This is a genomic window from Nocardiopsis eucommiae, from assembly GCF_965344335.1.
Classification (GTDB): domain Bacteria; phylum Actinomycetota; class Actinomycetes; order Streptosporangiales; family Streptosporangiaceae; genus Nocardiopsis; species Nocardiopsis eucommiae.
In genome coordinates this window covers 57,280-73,644 of sequence record NZ_CBDRIY010000005.1, presented here as the reverse complement: position 1 = coordinate 73,644, position 16,365 = coordinate 57,280, and the positions used below count along the sequence as shown (strand labels likewise).

The following is a 16,365-nucleotide window of genomic DNA, read 5'->3' as shown; positions in this document are numbered from 1 at the left end:
GCGACCAGTGTTGTTCATCGAGGCCGCAGGGCCCCGCATTTGTGGGGACACCGTCGGTCGGCGTCCGGAGGTGTGCGAGCGGATCGGGGTGCGGGCCCGCACGGTCCGACCAGGCTCCTCCTCCCGGAGCGTCGCCGCCCCGGTCCGGCGACCGAAAAAACTCGCCATTCGGGCGAACTCCTCCGCACTCTCCGCCATCAGAACGCACAGAAAGAAACCACGGACACAAGAGAGCGGCGCCGGGAGCGATCAGCACGGCAGAAGATAAGGGCGTCCCGCATTGCCGAGTGACCGAAAAACAAGAGAACACGGACACGCGTCGACGGCGTCATTCGCCCGGCACATCTGAACCCGTGCCGATGAGCCTCAGCCAGAGGTCAGAGCACCTCTCGGCGGGATCGACCGAAAGGGAAGCGTCCACCTGAGCGCACTTTTCCCGGGTTCGTACGACACCGCGCCTCCCCCACCGCGCGTGTTTCCCCTTCCCGGAATACCCGCACCGGTCGTACCCGAAAACCCGCACCCTTGATGAGACATCTCCTTCCTTGGGGAGAAAGGAATCGCATGAAGCGCACTTTCCGTACCACCGTCCTGGCTCTCGCGACCTCCGGCCTGGTGGTCCTCGGCTCCGCGGCGTGCTCCTCCGAGGCAGTGGTCAACGCGGTGTCGGGCGATTCCCCCCAGACGAGCGAGGGGAACGGCGAGGGGAACGAGGCCGCGGTGGTCACCGAGCCCCGGTCCGGCAAGCTGGAGTTCGTCGCGCCGGGTGAGTTCATGATCGACGGTGAGGCCTTCTTCGTCAGCGAGGAGACCCGCATCCTGGGCGGCCACCACGCCTGCCCCGCCGAGGACGGCGTCGACGACGACGGCTTCGGGATCGTGGAGTGCGACCTGGAGTCCCTGGAGGCCGCCACCCAGAGCGGCACGGACGTCCACGCGAGGGCCGAGGTGCTGGAGACCGGGAACGCCGAGTCGATCACGGAGTACGACAACGACAGCCACCAGCAGCCCGAGGAGCCGGTGGACGAGGGCGCCACGGGCGGGGGCGAGGAGTACGTGGTGGGCGAACTGGAGTACATCGCCCCGGGTGAGTACATGATCGACGGGACGGCGTTCTTCGTCTCCGAGGACACCGTGATCATCGGCGGCGTCAACGCCTGCGCCGGGGGCGTCCAGGACCCGGACACCGGCGACGTGGCGTGCGACTTCGACAGGTTCGACGCCACCCTCGCGAACGGGACCACGATCATGGCCGAGGTCGAGATCGCCGACGGCATGGCGGAGTCGATCACCGAGTTCTAGACCGCACGGGGACGGCTCGCGTCTCCCGCACACACCGATGAAGGCCCTGCCCAGCAGGGCCTTCTTTCATGTTCCCACCAGCAGTGACGCCTGAGCGCAACCTCACAGAACCGGTCGGCGGGCCGGGCGCGGATCCGAACGTAGCCTTCTCATTGGGTGAGAATTTGCCCTTTTCATCCCTTTTGTCCGATCCATAGAGTGAGCCGGTCCCGAGCGCCGCTCGGAGCTGGCTCGGTCCGGGAGAGGGGGCGCCATGTCAGCCGACGCGACGTCCGGCAACTCGGGGCGGACCACCGACCGCCTGCTCGGCGTGCTGATGGTCTTCGCCGAAGCGGAACGCGCCACCGCCTCGGAGGTCTCCGAGGCCACCGGCATCCCGGTCAGCACCGTCTACCGGATGCTGGACCGGCTGTCCGCGACCGGGTTCGTCCAACGTGTCGGCACGGCCTACGGGGCCGGTCCCGTGGCGGTCCGGTTCGCGGAGAAGTACCGCAACGGGGCGCTGGAGCGCACCGCCATCGGCCCACGGCTGGAACGGCTCTCGCACGAGTCCGGGGAACTGGCTGCCTTCATGGTGCCGGTCGGCACCGAGGCCCTGTGCGTGGACGCGGTCGAGGGAGCCCGGGTCCTGCGCTGCTGCTACACCCGCGGAGCCGTACGGCCGCTGCTGCGCGGAGCCACGGCCGAGGCACTGCTGGCCCACCTCCCCGAGGCACGGCGCCGGGAGGTGTACGCCGCCTACCGGCTGCCCGCCGAACAGGTGCGGACCCTGGAGGCCGCGCACCCGCTGGTCCGGGCACAGGGCGTGGCGGTCAGTGAGAGCGCCCTCGACGAGGGCGTGTGGGGCGCGAGCGCCCCCGTGCTCGGTGACTCGGGAGCCCTGAACGGGGTCGTCACCGTGATGGCCCCGGCCGCGCTGACCGAGCGCCGGCGCCCGTACTACGTCCGTCTCGTCAAGGAGGCGGCGCGTGACCTGAGTGGAGGAACGATTTGAACAGGGTGGATCCCCCCGTCTGGACCGGGCGCGACGACGGCCCCGGCGCCGAACACCGGCGCTGGCACGGCACCGTGCGCCCGCTCGACGGCGCCGACCGGGCCGGAACCGTGATCGTCGGCTTCGCCTCCGACGAGGGTGTGCGCAGGAACGGGGGCCGCACCGGCGCCGCCGAGGGCCCCACCGCCCTGCGCCTCGCGCTCGCTCCGCTCGCCCTGCACCGGGACGAGGCGCTGTACGACGCCGGGGACGTCCGCGTGGACGACGGTGACCTGGAGACCGCCCAGCGCGCGCTGGGCGCGGTGGTGGCCGGGGCCATGAGGGCCGGGCACCTCCCCGTCGTGCTCGGTGGCGGCCACGAGGTCGCCTACGCCAGCTACCTGGGTCTGGACGAGGGGCTGGGATCGGACCGGACCCGCACCCTGGGTGTGCTCAACATCGACGCCCACTTCGACCTGCGCGAGGAGCCGAGGCCCACCTCCGGCACACCGTTCCTCCAGATCTCCGAGGCCGAGCGGGCCCGGGGACGCGCCTTCCGGTACGCCGTCGTCGGGATCAACGAGGCCGCGAACACCCCCGTGCTCTTCGACCGCGCCGACCGGCTCGGCGTCGAGTACCTCACGGACGACCAGTGCACCGCCACGCACCTGGAACGGGTGCTGGCCTTCGTCCGCTCCTTCCTGGACACGGTGGACGACGTCCACCTCACGCTCGACCTGGACGCCCTGCCCGCGTGGGTGGCTCCCGGGGTGAGCGCCCCCGCGCCGCTCGGCGTTCCCACCGAGGTGGTGCAGGCCGTGGTCGAGGAGGTCGCCGCCTCGGGACGGCTGGCCCTGTTCGACGTGGCCGAACTCAACCCGTCCCTGGACGTGGACGGACGGACCGCGCGCGTCGCCGCTCGCATGGTGGACCGCGTACGCGCGGCCAGAGGACGGAACTCGTGAACATCTCCCTGGACCTGATCCAGACCACCACCCTGGCCGTCGTCCTCCTGCTCCTGGGCGAGTTCGCCCGGCGCCATGTGGCCTTCCTCCAGCGGTTCAGCATCCCCGGTCCGGTGATCGGCGGCTTCGCGTTCGCGCTGGCCGTCCTGGCCCTGCGGGAGACCGGCGTGGCCCAGCTGGAGCTGGACACCACGTTGCAGGAACCCGCGATGATCGCGTTCTTCACCACCATCGGACTGGGTGCCAGCGTCACTCTGCTCCGCAAGGGCGGCAAGCTGCTGATCATCTACCTGCTGGCCTGTTGGACCCTGGCGATCCTCCAGAACGTGGTGGGCATCGGGATGGCCACGGTCCTGGGCATCGACCCGGTGCTGGGTGTGATGGCCGGTGCCGTCGCCCTGGAGGGCGGCCACGGGGCCGCGGCCGCGTTCGGGCCCACCGCCGAGGCCCTGGGCACCGACGGCGCCACCGCGATCGCCATCGCCGCGGCCACGTTCGGCCTGGTCGCGGGTGGCCTGCTGGGCGGGCCGATGGCCTCCTGGCTGATGCGGCGCCACAAGGTGCGGGTGCCCGAGGCCTCGGAGAACGCCGCCGCAACCGCCGTCGAGGCGGAGGAGAAGGAGGAGCCGCTGGGCTACGGCCCGCTGGTGAACACCGCCGTGCTGATCGGCGTGGTGATGGTGGCCGGGGTCGCGCTGGGCACGTGGTTCAGCGAGACCACCGGGTTCGTGCTGCCCGCGTACGTGGGCGCCATGGTGGTGGCGGCCGTCGCGCGCAACGTCGCCGACCGCTTCGGGCTGCGCATGCACCAGGGCGCGCTGTCGCTGGTGTCGTCGCTGTCGCTCGGCCTGTTCCTCACCATGGCCATGATGGGCCTGCGGATCTGGGACCTGTACGCGCTGGCCCTGCCGCTGGTCCTGCTCCTCGCGGTCCAGGTGATCGTCCTGCTGCTGTTCGTCGCGCTGGTCGTGTTCCGACTGCTGGGGAAGGGCTACGACGCCGCGACGATGGCGGCGGGCATGGTCGGCCACGGTCTGGGCGGCACCCCCAACGCGATGGCGAACATGGACGCCTTCAACCGGCGTTTCGGGGTCCGTTCGGAGAAGGCCTTCCTGATCGTCCCGTTGGCCGGAGCGGTGCTGATCGACATCGTGGCGCTGCCGTGGATCGTGTGGTGCATCAACGCGGTGGCCTGAGCGGAGCCGCCCCGAGGGACCCCCGGATCACCGACCCGGGGGTCCCTACCCTTCTCACCCCGGGGTTCACTCCAGGGCGGGGGGTCCGGGGGCTCCCTTCCGGGCCAGCTCCGCCAGGAGGCCGCTCAGGAGCGCGATCTCCTCGTCCGTGCCGACCGAGACCCGTAGACGCCCCGGATAGCCGAGCAGCGAGCACTCGTGCACGTGGACACCGCGTGCGGACAGCCACTCCTCGACGCGCACGGCCTCGGCGGGGTCCTGGCACCGCGCGATGACGAAGTTGGTCTGGGTGCGCCGGACCTCGACGAACAACCCCGAGGCGCCGAGGATCTCCACCAGGCGTTCACGCCCCCGGACCACCTGGGCGCGGTGTCCCGCCAGGTAGGCGTCGTCGGTGATGGCGGCGGCGGCCACGTGCAGGCTGACCGCGTCCGCCGAGTAGAACCGCTGTCGTTCCCGCAAGCGGGCGGCGAGCAGCGGTGGCGCGGCCAGGACCCCGAGCCGCAGGCCCGCGAGCCCGAGGGCCTTCGACAGGCTGCGGAAGACGCAGAGGTTCTCCCACTCCCCCAGCCTCGGGACGTATCCGGGTTCTTCGGAGAAGTCGACGTAGGTCTCGTCCACGCAGACGAGGTCGACCCGGGAGGGCAGCGCGTCCAGCCACTCGCTGGCGACGACGGTTCCGGTCGGGTTGTTGGGGCGGGCGACGAAGGCGACCCCGTGCGGTCCCACCCGTTCGGGGCCGACCGTGGGCTGCCCGTCCTCCCGCAGCGGCAGTCGGGTGGTCGGCAGCCCGTGGATCTCGGGGCGCGTCCAGAAGGCGTCGAACCCGGGAACGGTGCACCAGACCCGGTCGGTGAGCGAGGTGAGCAGGTCGATGGCCTCGTCGACACCGTTGGTCAGGACCAGGGACTCCGGCCGTACCCGCCAGTGGGCGGCGATCTCCTCGCGCAGCAGTGCGCTGGCACCACGGGGGTAGCGGTGCAGGGAGTTCTGGAGGGCGAGCAGGCGGTCCACGGCGGACGGCGGCGGCCCGGCGGGGGACTCGTTGGAGCTCAGTTCCGCCGTTTTCCCCGGCTCCGGTTCCCTCTCCGACTTCGCGCGCGTCTCGATCAACGTGCGCCCCCGGGGCTCAGGCGCAGGCGGTAGCCGAGCAGGAAGCCCGTGGAGTCGACGCGGGGGTCGGCCGTCAGCTGTTGGGCGACCTCGGCACCCGCCTCGGTGAAGAGCTCGTGCCAGAACGCGTCCCGCTCCAGACGCTGCTCGGTGAGGTAGTGCACGAGGAAGTACGGGTTGTAGTAGGAGAGGGCCAGCCGATGGGCCATCGCGGCGCGGTCGGCGATGCGGTTGTCGACCTCGATCACGACCCAGTGCGCGTCCGGGTGGTGGGTGAACACCTCGCGCACGAGGCCGACCACCGCCTCCCTCCCCTGCTGTTCCAGGAGTTCTTGGAGCACGAAGGCGGAGATGAAGCAGACGGGGCCGGGGCCGAGGTCCAGTTCGGGCGCGTTCTCCGCACCGGCCACCCGCAGTCGGACGCGCTGGTCGAGTCCGCGCCGACGCATGAGTTCCTCCCCCGCGCGGACACTCGCGGGCTCCGGATCGACCCCGATGGCCGACAGCCCGGGCAGGAGCTCCATGAGGTCGGCCAGGGATCCGCCGTCGCCGCACCCGAGGTCGACCACGGACTCGATCTCGTCGCGGACCGCCCCGAGCAGGTCGACGATCACGGGATAGGCGTCGTACTGGCTGATGCCGCAGCTGCCGACGCCGACGTCCAGTCCGGAACGGGAGGCGAAGCCCGCCCCCTCCTGAAGGGTCCGGCCGAGCTGTTCGAAGGTCTGGGAGTAGCCGCCGACGAGGAGTTTGTACCAGGAGGAGAACACGGCGGTCTCCCTCGCCCTCTCCTCCAGGGAGAAGGCGCCGTCGTTCTCACTGAGGTAGCCCTCGTTGGCGAGGTAGTGGAGGACCCCGACCAGGCGCCGGGGCTGGAGGGAAAGGCTTTCCGACAACTCCTCCACGGTGCGGGGACCCGCGTCGAGCTCCTTGTGGAGCCCGGTTTCCATGAACTGGTGGAGCACCTGCGCCAATACGAAGTACCTGACTGGCTGCAAAGCCTCCACCAGCCTGATCTCCAGACCGGATTTCATGGTTTCAGGCATGACGAATCCCTTCACGACAATTGCGCGTGATTTCCCTGGACCCCGGTGCGGTTAACGGCCCGGGTCGGCCGTGACGACGTGCAGTGCGAGCAGGACGAGGGTCAGCCCGCAGACGATCTGGACCGTCCGGTACCACACGGGTTGGTGGAGGCGTCGGAGTGCGTGGTGGGAGAAGTACGAGAGGAATCCGAGCCAGGCCGCCACCAGGAGGCAGTCGACGAGGCTGAGCAGCATCATGGCGGGCATCGGCGCCCACCCCTGCGGCACGAACTGGGGGAGGACCGCCAGGAAGAAGAGTCCGGCCTTGGGACTCAGGAGGTCGGCGAGGAGTCCCTGCCGGAACCACCTGCGCCCGAGCATGGGCCGCACCCGGGTGTGGCCCGAGGGGACCGTGGCGGGCGCCGGTTCGGGTTCGGGGGTCCGGGCGGGAGGGCGTTCGACGGCGGTGCGCACCCCCAGGTAGGCGAGGTAGGCCGCACCCGCGTAGCGCAGGGCCTCGAAGGCGGCGTCCGAACGGGCCACGAACGCGGCGACCCCGACCGCTGCCGCGAAACCCCAGGCGAGGGATCCCAGGGCCGCGCCCATGGCCGCCGAGAGAGCGGGTCGGACCCCGTGCACGATGCCGTTCCTCAGAACGATCACGGTGGCGGGACCCGGAGTGACGGTGACAATGAGCGAGAACACGACAAAAGATGCCAACGCCTGCTGAGCGTCCATACAACCCGTTTCGCGAGGATGCTCATTCGGATACGAATACAAGCTATAACGCACCGTGATGCCGAACAAGAGGCCAAGGCACGGTTTTCCAACTGACCGATCCGGGCAGTATGTTTCGAATTTCAATGTTTGGCACTGTTTAATGGATCGTGCCAGCCCATTTAACCCTTGTGCAACGTGCCTCGGTCGACGCTTTCGAGATTTTCGGCCACCACCCCTCCGCGCGGGATCCAGCCGACACCCGGGGCCGCCGTCCGCTCGGGCGATTCCCCCGCCGACAAAGCTGGCCAGCCAGGTGGCACGCCGACGCGCCGACAAGTGGGACGCGGATCCTTAGCGTGATATCACATGTACCGAAAGTAATCATGCGGACCGCAGTCGGTCTTCCCGTACTGAACCGTGCCGTCCCCGACGTCCCCGTGTCCGACCTCGACCGCCGACCGACGCCCGACCCCGCCCGAGGCGCGGCGCGGCACACTCAGCCCACTCGGCTGTCGGCCTCTGCATGCCCGAACCCGTGGAGAAGACACCCTTGACCCTGACCCGCCGTCCTTCCGTGATTCCAGGGCACCGAGCCCTCCCATCCGAATCCTCTCGACAGGCCCCCACCGGGACCACCGACTCCCTCGCCTCCGTGCCGCGCCCCGCCGCCCCGGCCCCGGGGAGGCACCATGAGGCGTGAGGCCGTCATCACCGGTGTCGGGGTGGTCGCTCCCGGCGCGACCAACGCGACCGCCTTCTGGGAGATGCTCACCGCGGGCAGGACCGCGACCCGGGGCATCACCCTGTTCGACCCGACGGGCTTCCGGTCCCGGATCGCCGCCGAGGTCGACTTCGACCCCGTCGCGCTCGGTCTGGCTCCCGAGCAGGCCGAACGTATGGACAGATACGCCCAGTTCGCCGCCGTCGCCACCGCCGAGGCGCTGGCCGACAGCGCCGTCTCACTGGCCGAGGTGTCCCCCTGGCGCGTCGGAGTGAGCATGGGGACGGCCGTCGGCGCCACCTCCCAGCTCGACCGCGAGTACGCGGTGATGAGCCGGGGCGGCGCGGACTGGGTGGTGGACCCCGGTGCCGCCGGGCCGCACCTGGACCTGGCCCTGTCTCCGAGCTCCCTGTCCGGGGAGATCGCCGAGCGGGTCGGCGCGCGCGGCCCGGTGCGCACCGTCTCCACCGGCTGCACGTCGGGGCTCGACGCCGTCGGCTACGCGGCGCAGGCCATCGAGGACGACCTCGCGGACGTGGTGGTCGCGGGGGCGGCCGAGTCCCCGATCTCCCCCATCGCCATGGCCTGCTTCGACGCCATCAGGGCCACGTCGGACACCAACGACGACCCCGAACACGCGTCCCGGCCCTTCGACCGGCACCGGAACGGCTTCGTCATGGGCGAGGGGGCGGCCGTGCTCATCCTGGAGGAGGCGTCGGCGGCGCGCCGCCGGGGGGCGCGTACGCGCTGCCGGGTCGCGGGGTTCGCCAACCACGGCAACGCCTTCCACATGACCGGGCTGCGCCGCGAGGGCACGGAGATGGCCCGGGCCATCACGACCGCGCTGGACCAGGCGCGCCGTCCCGCCACCGACGTGGACTACGTCAACGCCCACGGTTCGGGGACCGTGCAGAACGACCGGCACGAGACCGACGCGGTGAAGCGGGCCCTGGGTGAGCACGCCCGCCGCACCCCCATGACGTCGATCAAGTCGATGGTGGGGCACTCGCTCGGCGCGATCGGCTCCATCGAGCTCGCCGCGTGCGTCCTGGCCATGGACACCGGAGTGGTCCCGCCCACGGCGAACCTCACCACCCCGGACCCCGAGTGCGACCTGGACTACGTGCCCGTGACGGCGCGCGAGCGGAACGTCGACGTGGTCCTGTCCGTGGGCAGCGGCTTCGGCGGGTTCCAGTCGGCGGTCGTCCTGGACCGAGGAAGCGAGGTGCGGTCATGAACCCGGTGATCACGGGACTGGGAACGGTCTCCCCCGCGGGGACCGGAACCCACGACTACTGGGCGGCGCTCATGGAGGGCCGCTCGCTCATCGCCCCGCTCACCGACTTCGACACCAGCGGGTTCCCGGTCCGTCTGGCCGGGCGGGTCCGGGGGTTCGACCCCCGCGCGCACCTGGACGGGCGGTACGTCGTCCAGACCGACGCGTTCACCTGGTTCGCGATGGTCGCGGCCGAGGAGGCGCTGGAGGACTCGGGCTTCGACGTCACGGCGGACCCCTACGCCACCGGGGTGCTGATCTGCTCCGGCGCGGGCGGGGCCGAGTTCGGGCAGCGCGAGCTGACCGAGCTGTACGGCAAGGGCCCCAGCCACGTGGGCCCCTACCAGTCCATCGCGTGGTTCTACGCGGCCAGCACCGGCCAGGTGTCGATCCGCAACGGCCTCAAGGGCATGTGCGGTGTCCTGGTCACCGACGAACCGGGGATGCTCGACGCCCTGGGCCAGGCGGGCCAGGCCCTGCGCCGGGGAGGCTCCGCGATGCTGGTCGGCGCCAGCGAGTCGGCGCTCGGGGCGCCCTACTCCCTGGCCTGCCAGGCGGTCTCCGGCACGCTCGCGGAGGGGGACGACCCCGACTCCGCGTACCTGCCGTTCACCGAACGGACGGTCGGCTACGTCCCCGCCGAGGGCGCGGCCGTCGCGCTCGTGGAGGACCACGACCTGGCCAGGGCGCGCGGAGCCCGGGTGCGGGCCGTCGTCGCGGGCCACGCGAGCACCTTCGGGTCGGTCGGGGGCTACGACCCCGGGGGCGAGGGCCTCCTGCACGCGGCCCGGGGCGCGATGCACCGCGCCGGTGTCACCCCGGACCAGGTGGACGTGGTCTTCGCGGACGCCCTCGGCATGCCGAAGGCCGACGCCGACGAGGCCGCGGCGCTGCGACGGCTCTTCCCCGACGGCGTGGCCGTCACGGCTCCGAAGACGGGGTTCGGCCGGGCCCACACCGGGGCCGGAGCGCTCGACGTGGCCGCCGCGGTCCTCAGCCTGGAACACCAGGTCATCCCGCCCACTCCCCGCGTCCCCGACCCGCCCGCCGGGCTCGACCTGGTCGTCCGGGTGGCCCGGCCGGCACCGCTGCGCACCGCGCTGGTCCTGTCCCGGGGCATGGGCGGCGGGACCTCGGCGGTCGTCCTCACCAGCCCACACCACGTCTGAACACGAGAACCGAACCCGAGATTCGAGGAGAGGCATGGCACAGGAACACATCACGTTGGAGGAGCTGGTGGAGCTGATCTCCGCCAGCGCCGGCGTACGGACGGACACCGGAACCGCCGCGACACAGTCGTTCGAGGAGCTGGGCGTCGACTCGCTCGGCGTGCTCGGCATCGTCGCGGAGATCGAGCGCCGGGTCGGCCGCAAGCTGGGCAGCGAGGCCGAGCTGTCGCCCTCCCCCACCGCCCTGATCGCGTTCGTCAACGAGGACGCCCCCACCCTCGTGGAAGGTGTGTGACCCCGATGGCAGTCAAGGTCGAGTACGACATCCTCATCGACGCCCCCTACGACCTGGTCTGGGAGGTGACCAACGACGTGGCCTCGTGGGCCGACCTGTTCGCCCCGAGCTACGAGTCGGTCGACGTCATCCACCAGGAGGGCGACACGATCCGCTTCCGGATCACGAAGGTCCCCGACGAGGAGGGCCGGGTCATGACCTGGGTCTCCGACCGCACGATGGACCGTGAGGCGGGCCAGACCCGGGCGGCGCGGGTGGAGACCGGGCCGTTCGAGTTCATGCACATCGTCTGGGACTACGAGCAGGAGCCGGAGGGTGTGCGCCTGACCTGGAACTACGAGTTCGCGGTGAAGCCGGAGTGCCCCTGGTCCGAGGACCGGATGGAGCAGCACTTCGACGAGAGCGTGCCGGAGGAGATGTCGAAGGTCAGGGAGAGGATCGAGGCGCGGGCCCGCGAGCTCGCCGAGACGGTCTGACCGTCGCCCCGCATCGGGGCCCCGCTCCCGGCAGCGTCACCGTGCCGGGGGCGGGGCCCCTCCGCGTACCCGACCCCTCAGACCCCGGAGCGCCAGGTGCCCTGGGCGACGTCGGGCACGAAGGCGGTCAGCCGCTCCAGGGTGGCGGGGTCGGTGAGGTCGACCCTGCGGCCCTCCTGCGCGGACAGGTAGGCCGCCATCAGCAGCCGGGTCACGTCCCTGCCGTCCCGCAGGTCCTCCCGGGGCGGCTTCCCGTCCAGGAACCGCTCGACCATGTGGCGGTTCTCCTCGGTGTAGCCGTAGGTCGCCGCCTCGTCGGGGACCACCGGCATGAGTCCGCCCTCGGCGTTCTGCTTCTCCACCAGGTCCTCGCCGACCCCGCCGGCGATCTCACGGCTGAGGAACACCCTCGACTCCGTGTCCAGCGTGTTGGAGGACATGGAGTACTCCGGGCCGAGGAGTTCGTAGCTGAGCCGCAGCCCCGCGCCCACGTAGCTCCACGACGTGGTGGCCTCCGCGACCACCTGGTGGCCGTCGCCGTTGACGTAGACCACGGTGGCCCTCGCGTAGTCCTCGGCGGGGCTCCTGCGGTAGTCCACCTCGGGTCCGTACCGGTTGACCAGCTCGTCCGCGTAGTGCGGGCGCGCCCACTTCAGGCAGGCGATGGTCGCCTCCACGCTCACCGGGCGCAGCCAGTCCCTGGCCTGGGTGCCGGGCGGGGTGAGGAGGTACCGGGAGGCCTCCACGCTGTGGCACATCATGTCGTTGAGGACCCCGCCGCCCTGGTGCTCCCCCTGCCAGAACCAGGCCCGGTGCGGGCCGCTGTGCTCCTCCGCGCACCGCGCCAGGTACGGGGAGCCGGACGCGGCGGCGCCACGGGCCCAGACCAGTTCGTGGGCGCGCGTCACCCCGGGCGCGAAGACCTGGTTCTCCAGGTAGCCGTGGAGCAGACCGGCCCCCTCCACCAGGCTCAGGACCTCCTCCGCCTCGGCCAGCGTGCGGCCCAGCGGCTTCTCGATGGCGATCCCCCGCAGGTCGGCCCGGCCCGAGGTGACCTCCTCGCAGATCGCCCGGACGGTCTCCAGGCGCACGTGGTTCGGGGTGGTCACCCACACCGCCTGGACGGCGGGGTCGCGCACCATCGCGCGCACGTCGTCGTAGGCGGTGGGGTCGCCCACGCGCAGCTCCCTGGCGAGGTCGGCCACCTGGCGCACCGTCTCCGCCGTCCGGCCGCACACCGCCACGACGTCGGCGTCGCGCACGCCCCGGAAGGAGCGGGTGTGGAAGTCGGCGATGAACCCGCTGCCGACGACGCCGACACCGAGCCGACCGTTCACCTGTGAAGTCACGTTGGAGTTCTCCCCATCGAATTGGCGGTACTTGTGGTGGTGGGACCGTGACGGCACGGGGGGTGTCCGCGTCACGGTCGTGGGGGGTCAGGCGCGCAGGTGTCTCTGGCGGCCGTAGGCGGTGAGCACGACGATCAGGACCAGGCCGAAGAGGATCTGGCGCGGTGCGTCCCCCCACTCGCCGCCGCCGATCTGCATGGTGCGCAGCAGGGCGCTCAGCACGGTGAGCAGGACGGCGCCGACGATGGTGCCGAGGTAGCCGCCGACCCCTCCGATCAGCGCCGTCCCGCCGATCACGACGGCCGCGACGCTGTTGAGCATGTAGTCGGCGCCCAGGTTCGTGTAGACGTTCTGGGAGTAGCCGAGGAGCAGCAGACCGCCCACGCCGGCGAACAGCGAGGACAGCACGTACGCGCTGAACCGGACCGCCGAGGGGTTGACGCCGGACAGGTGGGCGGTGGTCCGGTTGGCGCCCACCGCGTAGAGCCGCCACCCGAACGACGTGCGCCGGAGCAGCCAGATCACCACGACCGACAGCGCGAGCCACAGCCACAGGACCCCGGGGACGCCGAACACCGTGTCGCCGGTGACCAGCTGGTTGAGCAGGGGCGCGGCCGACCCCTCGGGGCGTCCGCCGGTGTAGAGGCGGATGAACCCGGCCACCACCGCGATCATGCCGAGGGTCATCACCAGGGGTGGCACCCGGAACAGCAGAACGCCGATCCCGTTGACCACCCCGATCACACAGGCCGAGCCCAGGGCCACCAGCACCGCGAAGAGGAAACCGTCGTCACTGCCGTCCATGAAGCGCGAGGCGACGATGGCGGACAGGGTCGCCGCCGACCCGACCGACAGGTCGATGCCCTCTCCTCCGGCGATGATCACCAGGGTCTGGCCGATGGCGATCACACCGAGGAACGAGGCGACGGTCAGGGTGGTGACGATGTGGCCCCATGTGGCGAAGGCGGGCGAGTAGAGGCTGGCCACGACCCAGAGCAGCAGGGTGACGACACCGGAGATGACCACCGGGTCCCGGGTCAGGCGGCGCGCGGTGAGGGTGGTGGTCATCGTGTGCCTCCTGATGCTCCGGACGCCGAACCGTCGCGGGCGGTGAGGAGCCCGGCGAGCGCGATCGCGGCGATGATGACGCAGCCGTAGACGAACTCGCGGGCGTTGGTGGGAACTCCGGCGAAGAAGACGAGTCCCTGGATGAGGGAGAGCACCACCGCGCCCACCAGCGCTCCGCCGACCCCGCCGGAGCCGCCGCGCAGCCGGGTGCCGCCGATCACGAGCGCGGCGATCGACCCCAGGGTGAGCTCGGTGCCGAGGGTGGGGTCACCGGCCCCGGCGTCGGCCAGCAGCGCCACCCCCGCGAGGGAGGCCACCGCCCCGCCGAGGGTGTAGGACAGCACGCGCACCCTCGACACCGGGACGGAGGAGGTGTAGGCGGCCTCGGCGTTACCGCCCACCGCGTACAGGTGCTGGCCGTAGCGGCTCCCCCGCAGCAGCCGCCAGCTGAGGAAGAGGACCACGAGCAGCACGGCGGGGATGGGCACGTACATCGCCAGGACCATCCGGTAGGTCCCGGTGAGGACCGGCGACACCTCGCCGCCGGGTGTCGGCAGCACCAGCAGGGCGACCCCGCCGAACACCGAGCTCGTGGCGAAGGTCGCCACGATGGGTTGCAGCCGCAGGACCGCCACCACGAGGCCGTTGAAGAGCCCGCAGGCGGCGCCCGTGGCGAGCCCGGCGGCCAGGGCCAGCGGCAGGCGGGCGTCGTCCCCCTGCATGAGCACCACCGACACCGCCGAGGACAGCGTGACGATGGTGCCGATGGACAGGTCGATCCCGCCGCCGAGCACGATGATGGTCTGCGCGGCCGCGATGGTGGCCAGGGGCAGGAAGGTGGCGAAGCTGGCGCTGAGACCGTAGGGCGAGAAGAACCCCGGTTGGAGGATCGCGGAGGCCGTGACCGTGACCAGCAGGAGGAGTCCCACGGCCAGGGCCGGCATGTGCACGGACAGCACGGATCGCACCGGACCGGGCAGGTCCCGCGTTCCGGTGCCCCTCAGGAGGTTCATGCTCCGCCCTCCTCGGCGTGGCGTGGTTCGGGGTCGGGGAGCCGGGTCGGGTGGCCCTCGTGGGCGGCGGCGACGTCGGCGCCGGTGACGTGCATGGCGCTGGCGATCAGGGTGTCCTCCGTGAGTCGGTCCCCGGACACCTCGTCCACCACCCGGCCCTCGAACATCACGAGGACGCGGTCGCAGACCTCGACCAGTTCGCGGTCGTCGCTGGAGCCGACCAGCACGGCGGCCCCGGACGCGGCCAGCTCGGCCACCACGTCGAACATCTCGGCCTTGGCGCCGACGTCGATGCCCTTGGCCGGGTCGTCCATGAGCACCACGGCGGGCTCGGTGGGGAACCACTTGCCGACGACGATCTTCTGCTGGTTGCCGCCGGAGAGCGTGGAGACCGGGTCGTCCAGGGAGCCGTAGCGGGTGTTGACGCGTTCGGCCACGGCGCGGGCGGCCGCGACCTCACGGCGCCGGGACAGCCCCACTCCCAGGAGGGCGCGGCGGCCCACCGAGGGCAGGGCGAGGTTCTCCAGGATCGGGCGGCCCAGCGCCAGGCCCTGCACGCCCCGGTTTCCGGGTACGTAACAGAACCCGGCCCGGACCGCCTGCTTGGGCGAGCGGGGGCGAACGGGGGCTCCGTCCAGCAGTACGGTGCCGCCGGTCCGGCCACCGGCGCCGAACAGCGCCGCCATGAGTTCGGACTGACCCTGCCCCTGGAGACCGCCCAGCCCGAGCACCTCGCCCGCACGGACGTGCAGGGAGACCCCGTGGAGCCGGTCCCCGGTCAGGTCCCGCACCTCCAGGCGCGGCGGCGCGGCGGGGTCGGCGCCCGGGTCCGTCCGCGCCGGGGCCGTGGGGGCGGTGTCGGTCTCCGCCACGGGGGCCGTCCTCCGAGAGCCCGACGTCCCCGCGCTCGGGCGGCCCGACATCAGTTCCAGGAGTTCGGCCTCCGGGGTCCCGGCCACGGTCACCGTGGCCACGTCGGTCCCGTTGCGCATGACCGTGGCCCGGTCGCACACCGCGTAGATCTCGGCCAGCCGGTGGGTGATGAACAGGACCAGCACGCCGCGCGCCCGGAGTTCGTCGACGACCTCGAAGAGCACCTCCACCTGGCCGCGCCGCAGCGAGGCGGTGGCCTCGTCCAGCACGAGCACGCGGGGGTCGCGGACCAGGGCCTTGCACACTTCGACCACCTGGCGTTCGCCGGGGTCGAGGTCGCTCACGCGTTCGCGGACCGGCACCCTGCCGCCGAAGGCCGGGGCGAACCGCTCCAGCCACGGCAGGGACCGCGCCAGGGCGGCGCGGCGGTCGCGGAGCCCGAACCGGGAGGGCTCCACGCCCAGCACGAGGTTGTCCAGGACGGTGAAGTCCTCGACCAGCGACAGTTCCTGGTACACGGAGCTGATCCCGGCCGCCAGGGTGTCGCGGGGGCCGCGCGGCCGCAGCGGAGCGCCGTCCAGCCGGACCTGCCCGGCGTCCGGTCCGACCACCCCGGTGAGCACCTTCAACAGGGTCGACTTGCCGGAGCCGTTGGGGCCGAGGACGGCGTGCACCGTCCCGGCGTGGGCCTCGAAGTCGGCACCGTCCAGCGCGGTGACCCCTCCGTAGCGTTTGCGCACTCCGCTCATGCGCAGAAACGGCGGTGAGTCCACGAGTTCTCTCCCTGCTCCTGTCCGTTCGCGGCCTCCGCCACGGGTGGGTCCCGCCCGG

15 protein-coding genes are annotated in these 16,365 nt (G+C 71.6%); 8 read left to right on the top strand and 7 right to left on the bottom strand.

Features of this window, described 5'->3' with window-relative positions; all coding sequences use genetic code 11:
• Positions 1-564 precede the first annotated feature (564 nt).
• The 4 genes from ACRWK8_RS04675 to gltS all read left to right on the top strand — a co-directional run bounded on the left by ACRWK8_RS04675 (position 565) and on the right by gltS (position 4,436).
• The gene (locus tag ACRWK8_RS04675; protein WP_378738846.1) at positions 565-1,302 is read left to right on the top strand and encodes a hypothetical protein; all 738 of its coding nucleotides are present in this window, start codon (positions 565-567) and stop codon (positions 1,300-1,302) included.
• A gap of 253 nt (positions 1,303-1,555) precedes the next feature.
• Positions 1,556-2,296 carry an IclR family transcriptional regulator gene (locus tag ACRWK8_RS04670; protein WP_378738848.1) on the top strand — a complete coding sequence of 247 codons (741 nt, stop codon included), beginning with the start codon at positions 1,556-1,558 and terminating at the stop codon, positions 2,294-2,296.
• Positions 2,297-2,301: 5 nt separating this feature from the next.
• Positions 2,302-3,240, top strand: coding sequence for a formimidoylglutamase (gene hutG / locus ACRWK8_RS04665; RefSeq protein ID WP_431868557.1), 939 nt, complete (start codon positions 2,302-2,304; stop codon positions 3,238-3,240).
• Positions 3,237-4,436, top strand: coding sequence for a sodium/glutamate symporter (gene gltS / locus ACRWK8_RS04660; RefSeq protein ID WP_431868555.1), 1,200 nt, complete (start codon positions 3,237-3,239; stop codon positions 4,434-4,436). The genes hutG and gltS overlap by 4 nt, the downstream gene beginning before the upstream one ends.
• Positions 4,437-4,502: 66 nt before the next feature.
• On the opposite strand, the gene ACRWK8_RS04655 is transcribed toward gltS, so the two are convergent.
• Genes ACRWK8_RS04655 through ACRWK8_RS04645 form a run of 3 tightly spaced genes read right to left on the bottom strand, consistent with a single transcriptional unit; the run spans position 4,503 to position 7,312 of the window.
• The gene (locus ACRWK8_RS04655; RefSeq protein ID WP_378738854.1) at positions 4,503-5,549 is read right to left on the bottom strand and encodes a pyridoxal phosphate-dependent aminotransferase; all 1,047 of its coding nucleotides are present in this window, start codon (positions 5,547-5,549) and stop codon (positions 4,503-4,505) included.
• Positions 5,546-6,595, bottom strand: coding sequence for a 2-ketoarginine methyltransferase (locus ACRWK8_RS04650; protein WP_378738856.1), 1,050 nt, complete (start codon positions 6,593-6,595; stop codon positions 5,546-5,548). Before ACRWK8_RS04650 ends, ACRWK8_RS04655 begins: the two co-directional genes overlap by 4 nt.
• A gap of 51 nt (positions 6,596-6,646) precedes the next feature.
• Positions 6,647-7,312, bottom strand: coding sequence for a LysE family translocator (locus tag ACRWK8_RS04645; protein WP_378738860.1), 666 nt, complete (start codon positions 7,310-7,312; stop codon positions 6,647-6,649).
• 671 nt (positions 7,313-7,983) lie between these two features.
• Here ACRWK8_RS04645 and ACRWK8_RS04640 point away from each other — a divergent pair.
• From ACRWK8_RS04640 to ACRWK8_RS04625, 4 genes are read left to right on the top strand one after another with little or no spacing between them, the layout of a single operon-like run.
• Positions 7,984-9,252, top strand: a complete 1,269-nt coding sequence (locus ACRWK8_RS04640; protein ID WP_378738863.1) for a beta-ketoacyl-[acyl-carrier-protein] synthase family protein — start codon at positions 7,984-7,986, stop codon at positions 9,250-9,252.
• Positions 9,249-10,460 carry a beta-ketoacyl synthase N-terminal-like domain-containing protein gene (locus tag ACRWK8_RS04635; RefSeq protein ID WP_431868552.1) on the top strand — a complete coding sequence of 404 codons (1,212 nt, stop codon included), beginning with the start codon at positions 9,249-9,251 and terminating at the stop codon, positions 10,458-10,460. The genes ACRWK8_RS04640 and ACRWK8_RS04635 overlap by 4 nt, the downstream gene beginning before the upstream one ends.
• Before the next feature lie 34 nt (positions 10,461-10,494).
• Positions 10,495-10,755 carry an acyl carrier protein gene (locus ACRWK8_RS04630; protein WP_378738867.1) on the top strand — a complete coding sequence of 87 codons (261 nt, stop codon included), beginning with the start codon at positions 10,495-10,497 and terminating at the stop codon, positions 10,753-10,755.
• Between the two features lie 5 nt (positions 10,756-10,760).
• Entirely contained in the window at positions 10,761-11,231 is a 471-nt protein-coding gene (locus ACRWK8_RS04625) for an SRPBCC family protein (RefSeq protein WP_378738869.1), read from the top strand.
• 77 nt (positions 11,232-11,308) lie between these two features.
• On the opposite strand, the gene ACRWK8_RS04620 is transcribed toward ACRWK8_RS04625, so the two are convergent.
• The 4 genes from ACRWK8_RS04620 to ACRWK8_RS04605 all read right to left on the bottom strand — a co-directional run bounded on the left by ACRWK8_RS04620 (position 11,309) and on the right by ACRWK8_RS04605 (position 16,307).
• Complete coding sequence (locus ACRWK8_RS04620) at positions 11,309-12,580, bottom strand: Gfo/Idh/MocA family protein (RefSeq protein WP_378738872.1); 1,272 nt, start codon at positions 12,578-12,580, stop codon at positions 11,309-11,311.
• 87 nt (positions 12,581-12,667) lie between these two features.
• The gene (locus ACRWK8_RS04615) at positions 12,668-13,648 is read right to left on the bottom strand and encodes an ABC transporter permease (RefSeq protein WP_431868549.1); all 981 of its coding nucleotides are present in this window, start codon (positions 13,646-13,648) and stop codon (positions 12,668-12,670) included.
• A complete protein-coding gene (locus ACRWK8_RS04610) occupies positions 13,645-14,661 on the bottom strand; it encodes an ABC transporter permease (protein WP_431868547.1) in 1,017 nt (338 codons plus the stop codon). The genes ACRWK8_RS04615 and ACRWK8_RS04610 overlap by 4 nt, the downstream gene beginning before the upstream one ends.
• Positions 14,658-16,307 (bottom strand): sugar ABC transporter ATP-binding protein, encoded by a 1,650-nt coding sequence (locus tag ACRWK8_RS04605; protein ID WP_431868545.1) that lies wholly within the window; start codon positions 16,305-16,307, stop codon positions 14,658-14,660. The genes ACRWK8_RS04610 and ACRWK8_RS04605 overlap by 4 nt, the downstream gene beginning before the upstream one ends.
• Positions 16,308-16,365: the final 58 nt, after the last annotated feature.

Bases quoted from the DNA above. Each gene is read 5' to 3' on its own strand.
- ACRWK8_RS04675 (WP_378738846.1), top strand. From the start codon at position 565: ATGAAGCGCACTTTCCGTACCACCGTCCTGGCTCTCGCGACCTCCGGC.
- ACRWK8_RS04640 (WP_378738863.1), top strand. From the start codon at position 7,984: ATGAGGCGTGAGGCCGTCATCACCGGTGTCGGGGTGGTCGCTCCCGGC.
- ACRWK8_RS04625 (WP_378738869.1), top strand. From the start codon at position 10,761: ATGGCAGTCAAGGTCGAGTACGACATCCTCATCGACGCCCCCTACGAC.
- ACRWK8_RS04645 (WP_378738860.1), bottom strand. From the start codon at position 7,312: ATGGACGCTCAGCAGGCGTTGGCATCTTTTGTCGTGTTCTCGCTCATT.
- ACRWK8_RS04615 (WP_431868549.1), bottom strand. From the start codon at position 13,648: ATGACCACCACCCTCACCGCGCGCCGCCTGACCCGGGACCCGGTGGTC.
- ACRWK8_RS04630 (WP_378738867.1), top strand. From the start codon at position 10,495: ATGGCACAGGAACACATCACGTTGGAGGAGCTGGTGGAGCTGATCTCC.
- ACRWK8_RS04670 (WP_378738848.1), top strand. From the start codon at position 1,556: ATGTCAGCCGACGCGACGTCCGGCAACTCGGGGCGGACCACCGACCGC.
- ACRWK8_RS04610 (WP_431868547.1), bottom strand. From the start codon at position 14,661: ATGAACCTCCTGAGGGGCACCGGAACGCGGGACCTGCCCGGTCCGGTG.
- ACRWK8_RS04650 (WP_378738856.1), bottom strand. From the start codon at position 6,595: ATGCCTGAAACCATGAAATCCGGTCTGGAGATCAGGCTGGTGGAGGCT.
- ACRWK8_RS04635 (WP_431868552.1), top strand. From the start codon at position 9,249: ATGAACCCGGTGATCACGGGACTGGGAACGGTCTCCCCCGCGGGGACC.